Genomic DNA, 15,551 nt, shown 5'->3' with positions numbered 1-15,551 from the left:
GTCGTTGACCGCTTACGGCTGCGGATTCAGCCGGTGGGTACGAACGACCTCGAAACCACCATCGCAGAACTCATCGTTAGCGGCCAACGCCCGGTAGAGCTTTGCAAGCCAATAGTTGGGCCCCACCACCTCCTCGAAGTCCCGCGCACCCTCCAAGAGTTTCTCGACTACCCGCGCAGCATCTTCCCCGAAGCCATAGGCTCGCCGAAGGGCGGGATACTGTTCACCAAGGTGCCACAGGCCCATCCGACGATACCTGTCAGCGAGATCGAGTTCGGCGAAGTGAGATTGAAGATGTCGAAACGTTCTCATTGCCATTCCTTCTGGGCGTGTGAGTCGATACGACAGAATAAGCGCATCTGCCTCTATCCGAGCCCGCACGGCGAGAAACGTCGCGTCAGGAATTGCGTCGAAGCATGGGTGCAAAAACATCCTGACATCCGTTCCCGCTTGCAGGATGCGGTCGCTCTTTCGCGTATTGCAGACTGTGCAACTCGGAACCAAGTTCGTAGGGAAGATCGAGAACTCGGGATATCGCTCCTTGGGCAGATAGTGATCCAGCGTTGAAGACTCGCTGAGTCCGCACAATGGGCATCGCGCCACGATGACTCTATCCAGAAGCTTTCCCCGTAGCGCCGTCATCGGCTGCGTCTCTACCGTATAGGCGTGTCGCATCGCCTCCTTCTGGAGATCCGTAAGGTCAGCCACATCAAGTCCACCTACTTCGGGGACGGTCGCGTCATACTCCTGATAGGCAGCGAGAATCCGCGGCCGAGCGACTCGCATGCGCGCCCCCCTTGGGGCCCGCTTTGCGGTAGCGATTTCATCAAACACGGCCGTCGCGTCAATGGCGAGAAGCGGGATAGAGCGCATCCCTTACTCCTCACTCTCGTCACGAACGCTCAACACATAAGATCGCGCCGCAAAGCCAAGTTTGCGGCCAAACATCTCCTCGATTTCCTCAAAGGTATATCGCGGCGCCAACGTCTTGAGCGTCTCATGCCAATCGGTCGAGCCATCCCCGAGGTTAAATACCTCCTGGGTGATGACGCCGATACCCTCCGCAAAAGTTTCGATCGAGGGAGCGAAGACACGATTCTGATCAGCCGCTCGGCGCAGCACCTGAACGTATCGGGCCGGCGTCTCCTGCAGCACCACTGGCGAGTGCGTCGCAATGATGGCGTAGCCGTCAAATGCCTCGATGCACGCTCGGACGCTCTTGAGGAAGGCGGCCAGAAGCGGCGGGTGGAGATGGGTTTCAGGCTCATCGATCAGTACGAGGGTCGGTTCTGATCCTGAAATGTGCGCCGTGAGCTCAGTAACAATCTTCAGGACCACCTTGTGGCCGCTGCTAAGACCCCGGAACAGATCGCCGATGTCACCTTCGTTCCGGTTTAGGTAAAGCTGGGTCAGACCAATTCGCTGAAATGATGGATCGCGCAGTAGCGGCTTCAGAATCTCAAGCAGATTCTGCAAACGGTCTGCCTCCCTGACGCGGCGCAGGGCTTGGAGAAACTCCGCCTGGATCTCTGCCGGCGTGCGTAGCCGGTAGGTTTGTTCTCCGTCGGGACCATCGTCATCGGACCGCTCGCGTAACCCGCAATAGACGTAGCCGAACAATTCGCCTTCATCCTGGAGCCTCTGCTTTTCGACCTCCGTCTGGCCAGGGATCACAAAGGTGTCGAACGCGCTGTATGAGATGACTACGACCGTCTTGAAGGGTGGCGCCGTTCCAACGAACCGCCCTGCGGCATTCCGCAATACATCTTCCTTCGTACTGTAGCCGTACCCACTTGCCACGATCGCTAAGTTCGACAGCAGACGTGTCTTGCCAGTACCGTTGTTGCCGATGAGGGCGTTGATCCTATTTGGCAAGCGGCCTCGACGCCGGAAATCGAATTCTACGGTAAAGGAGTTGGCATCCCTTGCCACGCGGGTCTTAAACTTCACGCGAAAGCCTGCACTTCGCCGCTTCGTAGGCAGCGTAGGCGCACGAAGGAGGCGCGCGGCGTCAGCGATCGTCCGCTCCGCTCCTCCGAAACGCAACATCGAGACGCGATAGCCCTCGGTGTCCTCTACGGCCGCTTTCGCGTCGTCGCTATAAGCGACATCGCGCAAACCTTCCAAAAATGGTTGGAAAATGTCGGGCCCAAGCTTGTAGAGTTTTTCGTAGTAGTCTAGGTCAGCACCAAGTGAGGCGTAGCCTTCTGCGAGCCGCTCAAACGAGCGACGCGGCATCGCTGTATAGCCGCTAGTACGATTAGCCTGAATGATCTTGATAGTGCCAAGTTCAATCACGTCGTCGACCGAGCGGTACAGAGTCACATTGAACGTGGACTTGTACCCATAATCGTCCCAGTTATCCTGGACAAGTACAGCGTGCGGATATCGATTCGTTCTTGGGGAATCCCCATCTCTGAATTCAACTACAAAGCGCACGTCTTTTCCTCCCACGACGTTTCCCGCATTGCGGGGCGGGATGGTCTAAAGTCCGAGCTTACTCTAACTGACTTTCCGCTACTCGTTCAGCAGAGGCAGTCCGACAAGATCCGAGCGGTCCATTACCGTTAGCGCAGATCGCGCCGGGGACGTTCGACTGCTGTCATCGCCTTCCTCATCAGGCAATAGTCCCCTAGATCTGTATGGTCAGCCCAGCATTGAATACAGAGTTCTCTGCAGTCCGCCCTTTCGGCGCATAGCCCCTCGGGTTGCAGATAACACGACACTCCCCCACGGCGTAGTCGCAACTGTCACGCATATGACTATGGATCCACAGATTGGCCAATTGGACCACACCATCCATGCGACTGGCATACGCCGGCGTCAGCGGATCATATTGATACCGCAGGGCGACACCCTGTTCCGAGGGGGCATGGTGGGTGACAACAACGCGTTTGCGCTGCGTTGGAACCATCAGCTCACCTATCGCTTACCTCTGATCGTCGTTCGCAGGCGGCTCATAATGCGGCAACTCCCATGGTGCCTTGCCGTGCCACTTGCGGTAGACCCCCTTTAGCCGCTCCTGGCGGTAGCCCTCAAAATCATGCTCGTACTTACAACCGCACCAGTCCTCACCGTCGATTCCAGGGCAAGCCCCGAAGTACATCCACGCACGGAACTCCGCACGAAATGGCTCAGGGATATCAACTAGGCGGACGTAGTGGGTGTTATCCGCCGTCACTCGCGCAATGTTCAAGTTGCGCAGCACTTCCAAATCTGCCTGCATAGCGATCAATCTCGGGGGAATCAGAATTCAGGGCACATCGACATCCACGAGGGCATGATCGCGCTCCAAGCTAGCGACTAGAGCAAGAAACTGTTTCGCTCCAAGAATCACGAATGGCTCCGCACCCTGATAGACGATCTCGATCGAACCGGCTTTGGCACGTTTGAGCACGGCCGCGTATTGCGTCTTGAAGACAGACATCGGTGTGCCGGCAACGTTGACATCTTTCGCACCAACGCGTGCCGCAATCGCTCTGATCGCCACTCGAAAGTCGCGTGAACGGCGCCGTGTGGCAACTAGGCCGCCTCTCTGATGGCGTGCGAATTTACGCGTGATCACGCCGGTCCCACCGGAGGGTAGTTTGAACGGATCAAGAAGCCAGTTCGGACTCGAACGTCAGTCATTTGGCCTTCCATTGTCGAGTGGCTGCGGTTAGATCGCTTCCGCTTTGCTTCACGGGGGTCCAGCCTTCCGCCCACTCCATTGTCCATTCGGCGTCCGCGGTTGGCGGAGGCTGCGAGGGCATACACGGCTGAGTTTTTCCATCGTGGGTCATGTAGCTGAACCACGTCGCACCCGCCACAACGTAGCTGTACAGGGCAATAAGCGGCACCAGCTGACTCTCTGATTCACGTGCGTCGGAGAAGTCAAAGACGTACACGCGATAGTCGTCCCGACCAAACGACCGTAAGTCTTCACACAACTGCTGAGGAGACGTCACCAGACACGCGCGCAACAGCTTCGCCCTGCTCGGATTGTTTGGGCCCCGATCAATCAGGAAACACTGTACGTCGGTTCCAATGCCTACGTAACGCCATGACTGGAGTGGTAGTTGCGAGGATAGCCATGCCGGTTGACTAGCCTCGTAGCCGTATTCCGTGAGCAACATGTCTCAGTTCCTGAAACGAACGACGAAGCGTCGATCTCGCCTATCCGAGTTCTCTCAATCAGCGTTCGCAACACTTAACGCAACAAGACTGAGAGTGGGCGGGCAAATCCCGAAATCCCTGGGGCAGCGGATTCTACGCACACCAAAAAGAGATGTAAAGACTGTCTGTTTATAAACTGACTTATTTTCATCTGTAGATTCATCTAATGCGTTGATGGATGCTCGCCAGATGGCAGAGCTCACACCTGAACAACAGACGGCCCGTCAGCGGTTGTCCGGCAACTTGAAGATGCTTCGCGGTCGGATGGGCCTCTCCCAAGAAGCGCTCGCTGACCTTGCGGGGCTACATCGCACTTATGTAAGTCAAGTGGAGCGGTGTATCGTCAACGTGTCTCTTGACAATATCGTCTTGCTCGCCGCCGCCCTCGGCGCAGAGCCTGTTGATCTCTTTCAGGAACCTGGTGAAGTCCTACCGATTCGTCCGGGGCGCAAGCCCTCCAGGGCTAAGGCCAACACCGGAGGGCACGACTGAGGAGTGCTCCGAGAGGGGAATTCCTGATCGAGGTTCTAAGTCGAGTGCGCCGGAAACTGGGCGCTGAAAAAACGTGACGATCTACAACATCGAACGCATCGCCTTCGCACGGCAGGTCAAGCCCGCCGCGTTGCTTCAGAAGTCAAAGTCGTAGCCCTGAGAGGGTAGGACTCGTTTTCCTCCGTGCCATTCGGCATCAGCCGACACGGCGCACATGCATCGGACATTTCAGCAAATGGGTTCGCGCACGGGCTCGTCGATTGGTCAGGAACGACTGGATCGCTTCTTGTTGCCCGCACGAGGCCTATCGCTACGCGCACGATCGACCGGAGGTAAGGGGTTGTCCAAAAACTCTTTCGTCAGATTTCGGGTGTCAGCGTTGTACGCCCACCGAGCGAACTGCTCCAGCAACCCTTGGTTTTCTGCCTGCAGCCGCTGGTTCTCTGCCTCTAACCGCGTGATCCTGTCCAGCGCAATCTTCAATTCGGGCGACTCGGCTTCCTTCGGCTCCTCTTCATTCTGCCCGGATAGCGCTCTCTTTCGAACGGTGAAAGCCAGGCGAATTCGTTCATGCCGATGAAGCGCCTGTCGCGTGTACTGCTGCCCGGTACGACTTGCGACTGTTTCCACCAAACCATCCCAGCTCAACTTGCCGCGCCAGCCATCGAGAATCGCAGCGATGTCGGCGATCTGCTCATCGCCAAGGTTACGACTCCTGGGCCTCTTCATGTGGTCTCCCCGCTGGGTGCCTGAAGTCGTGGTAGCGATGAATCATCCTCCAGCCCCAACAGACGCGCCCTGGCTTGCGCCGCGTGTTCGAGCCGCGATGGCATGTCCGCAGGCTTGAGTTGAATCACGGTCCCCCGTGGAATTTTGGGATCATTCAAGATGTCTACGAGTGCGCTCACGCGATCCAAGAGAAGACGATGGTGTTCGACCCATTCGTACGCGCCAAACTCACCCTCGCGCTCAGCGTGTTCCGCCTGTGTCAGCAGTCGCTGCGCCTCCGCATGCGCCTGCCGGATTCGGGTCTCCTTTTCCGCGTCCCCCTTGATGCACACTTGCTCGTTGCAGTTCAAACAATCCCGATGCAGCTGGCAAGGCGACATCACGTAGTCATGGATGCAATAGCCGAAATCCGTGGCGTGCGCCGTCGCCACTTTCAACCGCGCGAACTCGTCTCGAGAAATCAGCGCAGCTCGTGGTCGTGTCGCCACAGGTCCGGACATCCGCGTGTCCTCACCGACCACCGACCGAATCCGTTCGACGATGGCCTGCGGCGTTTCATGGTCATAGGCCCGGTTCTGCCGGACGTCCTTTCTTCCCGACCATTTCGCGATATCCAGTTGGCTCAGGCCACCGATCTGCGCGAGCGTATTCAGGTAGTGGCGGAACTGGTGCGTCGTCACATGAATGCTGCTGCCGTCCGGCTCATGGAAACCGTAGCGTTCAAATAGCGATTCGACACCGTATTCCGACCTGCCACCGAGTCGATCACCAATCTGACCATGTGAGACCGCATCGATAACAGAGCGCATAGTGGCCTTGCTCTCACTCAGCGCATTACGCTGCACTACCAGAAGCGTCTCGCTGTACTTCATCCCATTGGTCTGATGCGCGATCGGAAACGCCCTAGGGAGCATTCTTATCAACACTTTCTCGACGTCGGCGAAGCGCACGTACACCTTCTTCCCTCGTCTCTCCTCTGGAAGCTTATTGTCCCGGCGCCAAGTATTCACCGTGTCTTTTGCTACAGGATCCGCAAACACGATTTGTCCAACATCTACCATGCTGAGCCATTCCGCAGCACGCAGATGCTCGAGATCCTCGGGAAGATAGAGTTGCCCGGGATGCAGTTCGTACCAGCGTGCGACCTGTCGTGCCTCATTCGTGACCTTCCGAATCTTGCCGATTGCCTCCTCAACAACACTGGTCATCGACGGGATGATCCACTTCACCATCGGCTCAGCGTCCTTGCCAGGCCACCATCTCAAACCGTAGGCATCCGCACCCGATTCCTTGATTGACTGACGGACTTCGCAGTCCACCGGTAACTCAAGCACTTCAGCAATGCGATCTGGCGCGGCACAGAGAATCGCGGCCACAGAAGACACCAGCACGTCGCCAGTTCCCGCCGCCAGACGAAATATCTTCGGCAAAGACTCCAGCGCCGCCTCACTCGGCATCTTCGCGGCGCGGCGCTCATCGGCCTCCTTGCCAACCCGTTCGGTATCGATAGGCCGCGGCAGCGAACTGCGCCATTGCATGGGAACGATCACCAGGTTGTGGTCTGTAAGGAAACGGGCAACCAGTTCCAATTGACCAGCCGTCCGGTAGGCGGTAGCGCCGGCTAAACGTTCTTTCAAAAGTTGTACCGCTCGATTGAGAATCTGCGCAGTGACCTGAACCGGATCGGAAGTGCCTACCTCGTTTAGCGCAGCCTCCAGCGACCGCAACGCTGCCACACGCTGACCGATATTCTTGGTCGGCCGCATGGCGTGTTGGTAGCGAATGTACGACTTCGCGAACGCTTTGAACGGCTCGCTCATCATGACCCGACCGCGCTTTTTTTGCGCCGTCTCGAAATTGCTGAACACGACGAGCACCGCATGATGTTTGCCTTTGAGATGGACAGTGTCCGATACATCCCACACATCCTCATCGAAAGGCAGCGACTGCCCGAACACAGTCAATCGCGTTCGGCAGAGCTCGACAAACCGCGCCATGTTCTCACTGGCATCGGCCTCGACCCGCGGCATAAACGTGAACACGTCAGCCATGTGATTCTTGTCTTACGAGATGTTCAGTGTCGCAGCGCTGAATAACCTCAGCCACCGCGAAGATGGTCCGATCGTTCACGCAAGCGATACGTTTGTCGACTTTGAAGAGGCGTTCGCGCTCTGCGAGCAAATACTCCAGCACCTGTTCATGCGGCCCATCCAGCCAAGGCTCGAAGCTCTTGCAGGTGTAGCAGGCAATGGGCTTGAGGAATCCGCAAAAGCCGTGTTTCCCGCAACTGGAGATCGCGGCAAAGTTCCCCGTGATCGCTGGCGCGCGCACTAAGCTACTCGGATCGTCCGCCCTGGACGCCTCCTCAGGGCCGTCGATCAGCGTCCCAGCAAAGGCCTGCGCCAGTGACGCAACGCTCATGGCCAGCGCACGATCAATGCGCTCGACAATCGCCGGTGTGGCGCGCACATAGACCCCGACATTTTGCGTGTCTACATGATCCAACAACTCCGCGATCACCAGTTCGCCGTAGCCTTCCTCAGCTGCCCGTGTGCCGATGGTCGATCGGAATCGCTTTGCGCCGATATGAATGGGATAGCCGGTGCGTTGCGATTTGGCTTTCAGTTGGCCCAAGGTGGCGACGACCCTGTAACCAAGTTGAGCCGACGTCGGATGGTATTCGTACCCAGGAATCGACTCTTCCAGCCATTCTGCTGGGAACAGCGGCGCGTCGCTCACATCCACCAGCAAGTCGGCAAACCGCGCCTTGACCTGGGTGACTTGTTTCATCACGAGCAGCCCTAGATCGGGGCTCAGCACGCGGTTCTTGAACTCATCTCTAGGGTCACTCGAACCAGTTTTGCCTCTGGGCATCCTCAAAACGTAAGTCAGCGTGCCGTCGCCCGCAGGCACTGGGGTGATGTCACACACTTTCAATGCCGCGTACTGTTTGGGCCGCTGACCCAATGCCATCAACAGCCAACACAGCACATAGTCATCCAGGCTGACAGCACACCGCCCATACGCATCGTTCAAGGCGGCTTGGATTGCTTCAAGTTCTAGTGCGGTAAGCGGCCCGGTACCGGGATCCATCGTGGCAATTGCTACACCTTTGGGGTTGCCTTTCAGCCGTAGCTGGCTCAGGAGCGCAACGGCCTCTTTTGTGACCCCGCCTTGCCCCAGTAGCACCCATTGCCGCAAGAACCCTGACAACTCCCCCAAGTACCATTCCCGTTCTGCGCCAACCGCTCCTTTGTAGTTGAGAAGATCAAGGTCGGTGATTTCGGATACCAAGCCCTTAGACACCCGATGCTTGAACTGGAACAGGGCACTGCTGAGGTAGAACATATTGCGCACATGGGAAATCGATAGATTTTCCGCGTACCAAAGCAACACCGCCTTGAATGCCGTCTTGAACGTTGGTGTCAGTTGGATTTGTTTGTCGAAGCGAAGCCGGATCCGTTCCGTCCCTTCTCGTATCTCCCAGAAGTCTCGTCGTGGGTAGAACACCCAGCCACCACGCGCCATAGCGGTCTCTGGAAGAGACTCAACGTATGATGGATCGCCCGCAGGAGCAGTGCTACTGCGCGTCGTCATGGCGTGGTTTCCCCATCTTCTCCTGCAGTTGCAGCGACGCTTCTCGCCCGTCTCGTTCGGTCTCACGGTAGGTGTAGCTCTCAGCCGAACCAGACGTCTCTGACCAGCCCATGACATGGGACCGCGCCTTCTTCTCCCGCTCCGAATTTAAGTGCCGTTCATCTGCAATCTTCGAGAAGTTGTAGTTGTAGGTGTGCCGGAACAAATGCGGAAAGATCTTGGGGAGATCAGGGCACTGGTTGCTCAGCCTGCTAAAGACCCCGTTCAATCCCCGCAAGGAGAGGGGCGCTCCACCATTGGCCACAAACAAGAACGCATGCTGCCGCGCTCGCGGGCAGCGACGTCGCTCCTCCAGAATGTATTGGCGCGTGCGTCGTGCCAGATCGTCGCTGAGCGGCAGCAAGCGAGCCAGGGTTTTGGCGTTCGGCTCGTGTGGCCGCGGGTCGTCAAGGTCATCCGCGCGCCGGGCAATCACCACTTGGTTCGTGCGGAAATCGATATCGGTGACACGTATGCCAAGGAGCTCGCCACGCCGTATGCCGAGCCCCATGAACCACCGAACGATCAGGTCGTTGCGCGCCCTGACGTGGCGGCCCTTCCATGGGTTCTCTTGCGAGTGCCTAGCGATCACCTGCCAAAGACGCTCTTGCGCCGCTTCGTCGAGAGCTTTACGCCGGTGAGCGCTGTTGCGTTTCTTGCCGCGTTTCTTATCGGTTGGGATCCGAGTGAGGAGTCCTTGGACGGTGAGATCCTTCGCCAGGCGCAGCGGCGCACACATCGGATGACTGGCGCCCAGGTGTCGAATACGCCGATCCGCCAGCCATCCAATGTATCGAGCAATGTAGCGTAGACGTGTGGCCGCATGGTGGCCGATGACGTGTGGAATCGCCTTGCTCGCCTTCGAGCTAGCCCGATAACGCTCAAGGGAGGAGGTCTTCATCCTGACCGGCTGGGACGGGCGTGCCTCCACTGGGCGCTCCACCTCCGTCATCGGAAGACGGCATAACCGAGCCAACGCGTCGATGTCACCCAACTCCAACAACCGCCCGTCCCGCATGTTCGCTAGGAGATCGATCTGGTGTTTGTCGCAAAACAGATGAAAGAGCATCAGCGCGCGCAGCACCTGCTCGATGGTGGCACTGGCCCGATTGCACATCCGGAATTCGGCCAGCGTAAAGACCGTCGGATCAAACAGTGGGGAGCCGGTCTGGCGGTCCACCAGCATCGGCAAGCGCTCGCCGGATGCAAAGAGAGGCTGCTTGATTGTGTAGCGCACCGTCATCGCTCCACTCCGCAGAAAAAGACCCCGCTCAATAGCAGGTGTGCGGCCCGAACACAGGCGGTCGGTCCACTGACCTGACGCCGCATGCCAGCGGCACGGCCCGCGCAGATGTGCTTGATAACCAACTCGTGGACCGATTGCTGCACGTCAACGCTAGGGCACTGAAAATTGGTCTGCCCCACAAGGGAGCACTTCAGCCAACTCCAATGCCTATGGGAAGGCACATCCAGCAACCCCGCCAAAGCACCACCGCCCTACGGGATTGTTTACACAATAGAAACTGCCCGGTTTACTGCAAGACCAACCCACCTCAAAAAAACGTAAACAACAAAAAAGCCTGCAACCCAAAGGGCTGCAGGCTCATTGTTTACACCGCTCTAAAAGTACCCGTCAGAACGGAATATCGTCGTCCATATCCTCAAACCCATTCGACGGTGCGGCTTGACGGCGTGCGCCGCCTTGATTGCCACCCTGGCTGCCACCGCCTTCACCGCCGCGGGAGTAACCACCGCCACCGCCCTGACCTTGGGCGCGGCCGCCGCCGTAACCACCTGCGCCGCCGCCTTCGCCGCCGCGCGAGTAGCCACCGCCGCCACCTTGGCCACCACCACCGCCCTCACCGCCGCGGCCGCCGAGCATCTGCATTTGGTCTGCGACGATTTCGGTGCTGTATTGCTTCTGGCCGTCCTTCTCCCATTGACGGGTCTTTAGCTTGCCCTCGATGTAGACCGACGAACCCTTCTTCAGGTATTCGCCGGCGATTTCAGCCAGGCGGCCGAAGAAGGCGATGCGGTGCCACTCGGTGGCTTCACGCATTTCGCCGCTGGCCTTGTCTTTGTAGCGGTCGGTGGTTGCCACGCGGATGTTCGTGACTGCGTCGCCGCTGGGCATGTAACGCGTTTCAGGATCGGCGCCGAGATTGCCGACGATGATGACTTTGTTGACGGACGCCATGATGAGTTTCCGAAGGTAATTGAAGTGATGCCGCCGCGAGGGGACTGACTAGGCCGGCTAGAAGTTTAGTGACGACGCAGCGCCGGCATCTGCATGGGGCTGGCAATTATAAGCCACGCAAGTGCGAGTCCCGCGCAAGTGAAAAAGACTGCGCTCTGTCCCGCGTGCAGCAGAATCCAGCCGCCGCCGGCACCGCCCGCAAACAGCCCCAGCGCCTGCGTGGTGTTGTACACGCCCATGGCCGCGCCCTTGCGCACGCCGGGCGCGTATTTCGACACCAGCGATGGCTGCGAGGCCTCCAGCACGTTGAAGCCCAGGAAGTACACCAGCAGCGCGATCGCCAGCGCAGCCAGGGTCGGATGCACCTCGCCCAGCGCCAGTTGGGCCACCATCACCAGGGCCACGGCCGACAGTAGTACCGCCTTCATCTTGCCGCGCTTCTCTGCCGCAATGATGGCCGGCACCATCAGCACGAACGACACGCCCATCACCGGCAGGTAGATCTTCCAGTGCGAATCAACGGGCAGACCGGCGGCTTCCAGCATGTGCGGCAGCACGACGAACAGCGCCGTCTGCGTGGCATGCAGCGCAAACACGCCAAAGTTCAGACGCAGCAGTTCGGGGTTGCGCAGCACTTCGCGGAACGGGGCTTTCACGTGTTCGGGCGGGCGCGGCGCATTGGGCACCACCCACAGCACCACGCCGATGGCGACCACAGCCAATACGCCAATCGCGAGGAACATGCCCGGCATGCCCACCCAGCGAAAGATGACCGGCGCGCTGACGATGGCCACGGCAAACGACACGCCAATGCTGCCGCCAATCATGGCCATGGCCTTGGTGCGATGTTCTTCACGCGTGAGGTCTGCCACGAACGCGATGACGGCGGAGGAGATCGCCCCGGCGCCCTGGATGGCGCGTCCGACGGCGATGCCCGCCACGCTGTGCGAGAACGCCGCCACGAGGCTGCCCACCGCAAAGATCACCAGCCCCGCCACGATGACGGGCTTGCGCCCGAAGCGGTCCGATAGCCAACCGTAGGGGATATAGAGCACTGCCTGGGTCAGGCCGTACACGCCGATGGCGAAGGCGACCAGTTGGGTGTTGTTACCGTCGGGCAGCGTTTTCGCGAACACCGCGAAGACCGGCATGATCATGAACAAACCCAACATGCGCAGCGCGAAGATGCCGGCCAGTGAAGCAGCCGCACGCAGCTCAAGGCCGGTCATGCGGCCGGAAGCGGAAGTCATCGGTGGGGAGTCGAAAACAGGGTGCGAAAACCGCCGCAACCATGCGGCGGAAAGGACACTTGAACAGCCTGGCGGGTTGCCCCATGTGAGCGCAGCTACCCGCAAAACCGAAGTTCGGTATATTAGCAGGCTTACCCTTTTTCACCCCCCTCCGCCCATTGCCGCACCCAGCTTGGCAGGCGGCTCGCGAGGCGAAAGCCGCACATGGACGAAATCAAGATTCGTGGGGCCCGTACCCACAACCTGAAGAACATCAACCTCGATCTGCCGCGCAATCAGCTGGTCGTGATCACCGGGCTCTCGGGGTCGGGCAAGTCGTCGCTCGCGTTCGACACGCTGTACGCGGAGGGGCAGCGGCGCTATGTGGAATCGCTGTCGGCGTATGCCCGGCAGTTCCTGCAGCTGATGGAAAAACCAGACGTCGACCTGATCGAAGGTCTATCGCCGGCCATCTCCATCGAACAGAAGGCAACGAGTCACAACCCGCGCTCGACGGTGGGCACTGTCACCGAGATCCACGACTACCTGCGTCTGTTGTACGCCCGCGCCGGCACGCCGTATTGCCCGGACCACGGCCAGCCGCTGGAAGCGCAAAGCGTGTCGCAAATGGTCGATGCCGTGCTGGCGCTGCCGGCCGACACCAAGCTGATGATCCTGGCGCCCGTGGTGGCCAACCGCAAGGGCGAGCATGTCGACCTGTTTGAAGCGATGCAGGCGCAGGGTTTCGTGCGCTTTCGCATCCGCTCGGGGGGCGGCACGGCGCACGAGGCGGAAGCCAAGGTCTACGAAGTCGACAACCTGCCCACGCTGAAGAAGAACGACAAGCACTCGATCGAGGTGGTGGTCGACCGCGTGAAGGTCAATCCGGAACTCAAGCAGCGTCTGGCCGAATCGTTCGAAACCGCGTTGCGCCTGGCCGACGGCCGCGCCATCGCGCTGGAAATGGACACGGGCAAGGAGCACGGTTTCAGCTCCAAGTTCGCCTGCCCGATCTGCTCGTATTCGCTGCAGGAGCTGGAGCCGCGGCTGTTCTCGTTCAACAACCCGATGGGCGCCTGCCCGCACTGCGACGGCCTGGGCCAGATCACCTTCTTCGATCCGAAGCGCGTGGTGGCTTTCCCCAACCTGTCGCTGGCGTCTGGCGCCATCAAGGGGTGGGACCGCCGCAACCAGTTCTACTTCCAGATGCTGCAAAGCCTGGCGGCGTTCTACGACGTCGACATCGATGTCGCGTTTGAAGAGCTGTCGGCCGAAATCCAACAGATCGTGCTGCACGGCTCGGGCAAGCAGCAGATCCCGTTCACGTACATCAACGAAAAAGGTCGAACCACCGTGCGCGAGCACGCGTTCGAGGGGATCATCCCCAATCTGGAACGGCGCTACAAAGAGACCGACTCCATCGCCGTGCGCGAAGAGCTGGCCAAGTACCAGAACAACCAGCAGTGCCCCGAATGCCACGGCACCCGCCTGCGCCGCGAGGCCCGTTTCGTCAAGATTGGCGAGGCCGATCAGGCGCGCGGCATCTACGAGATCAACGGCTGGCCGCTGCGCGACGCGCTCACGTATTTCCTGACGCTGAACATGCACGGCGCCAAGCGCGAGATCGCCGACAAGATCGTCAAGGAGATCAGCGCGCGCCTGAACTTCCTGAACAACGTCGGGCTGGATTACCTCTCGCTGGAGCGCAGCGCCGATACGCTGTCGGGCGGCGAGGCGCAGCGCATTCGACTCGCCTCGCAGATCGGCTCGGGGCTGACCGGGGTGATGTACGTGCTGGACGAGCCATCGATCGGCCTGCACCAGCGCGACAACGATCGCCTGATCGGCACGCTCAAGCACCTGCGCGACCTCGGCAACTCGGTGCTGGTGGTCGAGCACGATGAAGACATGATCCGCGCGTCGGATTACGTGGTCGACATCGGCCCCGGCGCTGGCGTGCACGGTGGCCAAATCATCGCGGAAGGCACGCCGCAGCAGATCGAGCAATCGCCCGCATCGCTCACGGGCGATTACCTCTCGGGCAAGCGCCGGATTGAAGTGCCGAAGCAGCGCACTGCGCCGGATGACGAACGCTGGCTGCGCATCATCAATGCCACGGGCAACAACCTCAAGAACGTGTCGGCGGAGATCCCCATCGGGCTGCTGACCTGCATCACGGGCGTGTCGGGTTCGGGCAAGTCGACGCTGATCAACGACACGCTGTATCACGCAGTGGCGCGCCATCTGTATGGCTCCACGCCGGAGCCCACGCCGCACGATCGCATCGATGGGCTCGAGCATTTCGACAAGGTCATCAACGTCGACCAGTCGCCAATCGGCCGCACACCGCGCTCCAACCCGGCCACGTACACGGGCCTCTTCACGCCCATCCGCGAGTTGTTTGCGGGCGTGCCGTCGGCCAAGGAGCGCGGGTACGACCCGGGCCGCTTCTCGTTCAACGTCAAGGGCGGCCGTTGCGAGGCCTGCCAGGGCGATGGCGTGCTCAAGGTCGAGATGCACTTCCTGCCCGACGTGTACGTCCCCTGCGACGTGTGCCACGGCAAGCGCTACAACCGCGAAACGCTCGAGGTGCTCTATAAGGGCAAGAACATCACCGAAGTGCTGGAGATGACGGTCGAGCAGGCACACGAGTTCTTCGCGCCCGTGCCGGTGGTGCGCCGCAAGCTGCAGACGCTGCTCGACGTGGGCCTCGGCTACATCCGCCTGGGGCAATCGGCGACGACGCTCTCGGGCGGCGAGGCGCAGCGCGTGAAGCTGTCGTTGGAGCTATCGAAGCGCGACACCGGCCGCACGCTCTACATCCTGGATGAACCGACCACCGGTCTGCACTTCCACGACATCGAGCTGCTGCTCAAGGTCATCTACAAGCTGCGCGACCACGGCAACACGATCGTCATCATCGAGCACAACCTCGACGTGATCAAAACGGCGGACTGGTTGATCGACCTCGGGCCGGAAGGCGGCGCCGGCGGCGGTCAGATCATCGCCAAGGGCACGCCGGAGGATGTGGCGAAGAGCAAGGCGAGCTTTACGGGCAAGTACCTGGCGCCGCTGCTTAAGCGCAAATAGGTCGTTCTGCTGAGCAGGGCGCA

11 protein-coding genes are annotated in these 15,551 nt (G+C 59.7%); 2 read left to right on the top strand and 9 right to left on the bottom strand.

Annotated features, from left to right (window positions below):
- Positions 1–12: 12 nt before the first annotated feature.
- From ACS7SF_RS12270 to ACS7SF_RS12260, 3 genes are all read right to left on the bottom strand, one after another.
- Positions 13–873: an HNH endonuclease gene (locus tag ACS7SF_RS12270; protein WP_439890041.1), complete on the bottom strand. Its 861-nt coding sequence runs from the start codon at positions 871–873 to the stop codon at positions 13–15.
- Between the two features lie 3 nt (positions 874–876).
- Complete coding sequence (locus tag ACS7SF_RS12265) at positions 877–2,439, bottom strand: AAA family ATPase (RefSeq protein ID WP_439890040.1); 1,563 nt, start codon at positions 2,437–2,439, stop codon at positions 877–879.
- A gap of 814 nt (positions 2,440–3,253) precedes the next feature.
- The gene (locus ACS7SF_RS12260) at positions 3,254–3,565 is read right to left on the bottom strand and encodes a hypothetical protein (RefSeq protein ID WP_439890039.1); all 312 of its coding nucleotides are present in this window, start codon (positions 3,563–3,565) and stop codon (positions 3,254–3,256) included.
- 764 nt (positions 3,566–4,329) lie between these two features.
- Between ACS7SF_RS12260 and ACS7SF_RS12255 the strand changes: the two genes are divergently transcribed.
- Positions 4,330–4,647, top strand: coding sequence for a helix-turn-helix domain-containing protein (locus ACS7SF_RS12255; protein ID WP_439890038.1), 318 nt, complete (start codon positions 4,330–4,332; stop codon positions 4,645–4,647).
- A 264-nt stretch (positions 4,648–4,911) separates the two neighbouring features.
- On the opposite strand, the gene ACS7SF_RS12250 is transcribed toward ACS7SF_RS12255, so the two are convergent.
- From ACS7SF_RS12250 to ACS7SF_RS12225, 6 genes are all read right to left on the bottom strand, one after another.
- Positions 4,912–5,376: a hypothetical protein gene (locus ACS7SF_RS12250; protein ID WP_439890037.1), complete on the bottom strand. Its 465-nt coding sequence runs from the start codon at positions 5,374–5,376 to the stop codon at positions 4,912–4,914.
- On the bottom strand, positions 5,373–7,427 hold the full coding sequence (locus ACS7SF_RS12245) for an integrase (RefSeq protein WP_439890036.1): 2,055 nt from the start codon (positions 7,425–7,427) through the stop codon (positions 5,373–5,375). The genes ACS7SF_RS12250 and ACS7SF_RS12245 overlap by 4 nt, the downstream gene beginning before the upstream one ends.
- A complete protein-coding gene (locus ACS7SF_RS12240; RefSeq protein ID WP_439890035.1) occupies positions 7,420–8,973 on the bottom strand; it encodes a site-specific integrase in 1,554 nt (517 codons plus the stop codon). The genes ACS7SF_RS12245 and ACS7SF_RS12240 overlap by 8 nt, the downstream gene beginning before the upstream one ends.
- Positions 8,957–10,255 (bottom strand): tyrosine-type recombinase/integrase, encoded by a 1,299-nt coding sequence (locus ACS7SF_RS12235; RefSeq protein ID WP_439890034.1) that lies wholly within the window; start codon positions 10,253–10,255, stop codon positions 8,957–8,959. The genes ACS7SF_RS12240 and ACS7SF_RS12235 overlap by 17 nt, the downstream gene beginning before the upstream one ends.
- 390 nt (positions 10,256–10,645) lie before the next feature.
- Entirely contained in the window at positions 10,646–11,209 is a 564-nt protein-coding gene (locus ACS7SF_RS12230; RefSeq protein WP_439890033.1) for a single-stranded DNA-binding protein, read from the bottom strand.
- Between the two features lie 65 nt (positions 11,210–11,274).
- The gene (locus ACS7SF_RS12225; protein ID WP_439892749.1) at positions 11,275–12,438 is read right to left on the bottom strand and encodes an MFS transporter; all 1,164 of its coding nucleotides are present in this window, start codon (positions 12,436–12,438) and stop codon (positions 11,275–11,277) included.
- 225 nt (positions 12,439–12,663) lie between these two features.
- Here ACS7SF_RS12225 and uvrA point away from each other — a divergent pair, with 225 nt between their 5' ends.
- Complete coding sequence (uvrA, locus tag ACS7SF_RS12220; RefSeq protein ID WP_439890032.1) at positions 12,664–15,528, top strand: excinuclease ABC subunit UvrA; 2,865 nt, start codon at positions 12,664–12,666, stop codon at positions 15,526–15,528.
- Positions 15,529–15,551 lie beyond the last annotated feature (23 nt).

It is taken from the genome of Ralstonia sp. 25C (assembly GCF_051904805.1).
GTDB lineage: Bacteria > Pseudomonadota > Gammaproteobacteria > Burkholderiales > Burkholderiaceae > Ralstonia.
This window is presented reverse-complemented; position numbering and strand designations above follow the sequence as displayed.

Bases quoted from the DNA above. Each gene is read 5' to 3' on its own strand.
- ACS7SF_RS12255 (WP_439890038.1), top strand. From the start codon at position 4,330: ATGGATGCTCGCCAGATGGCAGAGCTCACACCTGAACAACAGACGGCC.
- ACS7SF_RS12270 (WP_439890041.1), bottom strand. From the start codon at position 873: ATGCGCTCTATCCCGCTTCTCGCCATTGACGCGACGGCCGTGTTTGAT.
- ACS7SF_RS12250 (WP_439890037.1), bottom strand. From the start codon at position 5,376: ATGAAGAGGCCCAGGAGTCGTAACCTTGGCGATGAGCAGATCGCCGAC.
- uvrA (WP_439890032.1), top strand. From the start codon at position 12,664: ATGGACGAAATCAAGATTCGTGGGGCCCGTACCCACAACCTGAAGAAC.
- ACS7SF_RS12235 (WP_439890034.1), bottom strand. From the start codon at position 10,255: ATGACGGTGCGCTACACAATCAAGCAGCCTCTCTTTGCATCCGGCGAG.
- ACS7SF_RS12245 (WP_439890036.1), bottom strand. From the start codon at position 7,427: ATGGCTGACGTGTTCACGTTTATGCCGCGGGTCGAGGCCGATGCCAGT.
- ACS7SF_RS12225 (WP_439892749.1), bottom strand. From the start codon at position 12,438: ATGACCGGCCTTGAGCTGCGTGCGGCTGCTTCACTGGCCGGCATCTTC.
- ACS7SF_RS12230 (WP_439890033.1), bottom strand. From the start codon at position 11,209: ATGGCGTCCGTCAACAAAGTCATCATCGTCGGCAATCTCGGCGCCGAT.
- ACS7SF_RS12240 (WP_439890035.1), bottom strand. From the start codon at position 8,973: ATGACGACGCGCAGTAGCACTGCTCCTGCGGGCGATCCATCATACGTT.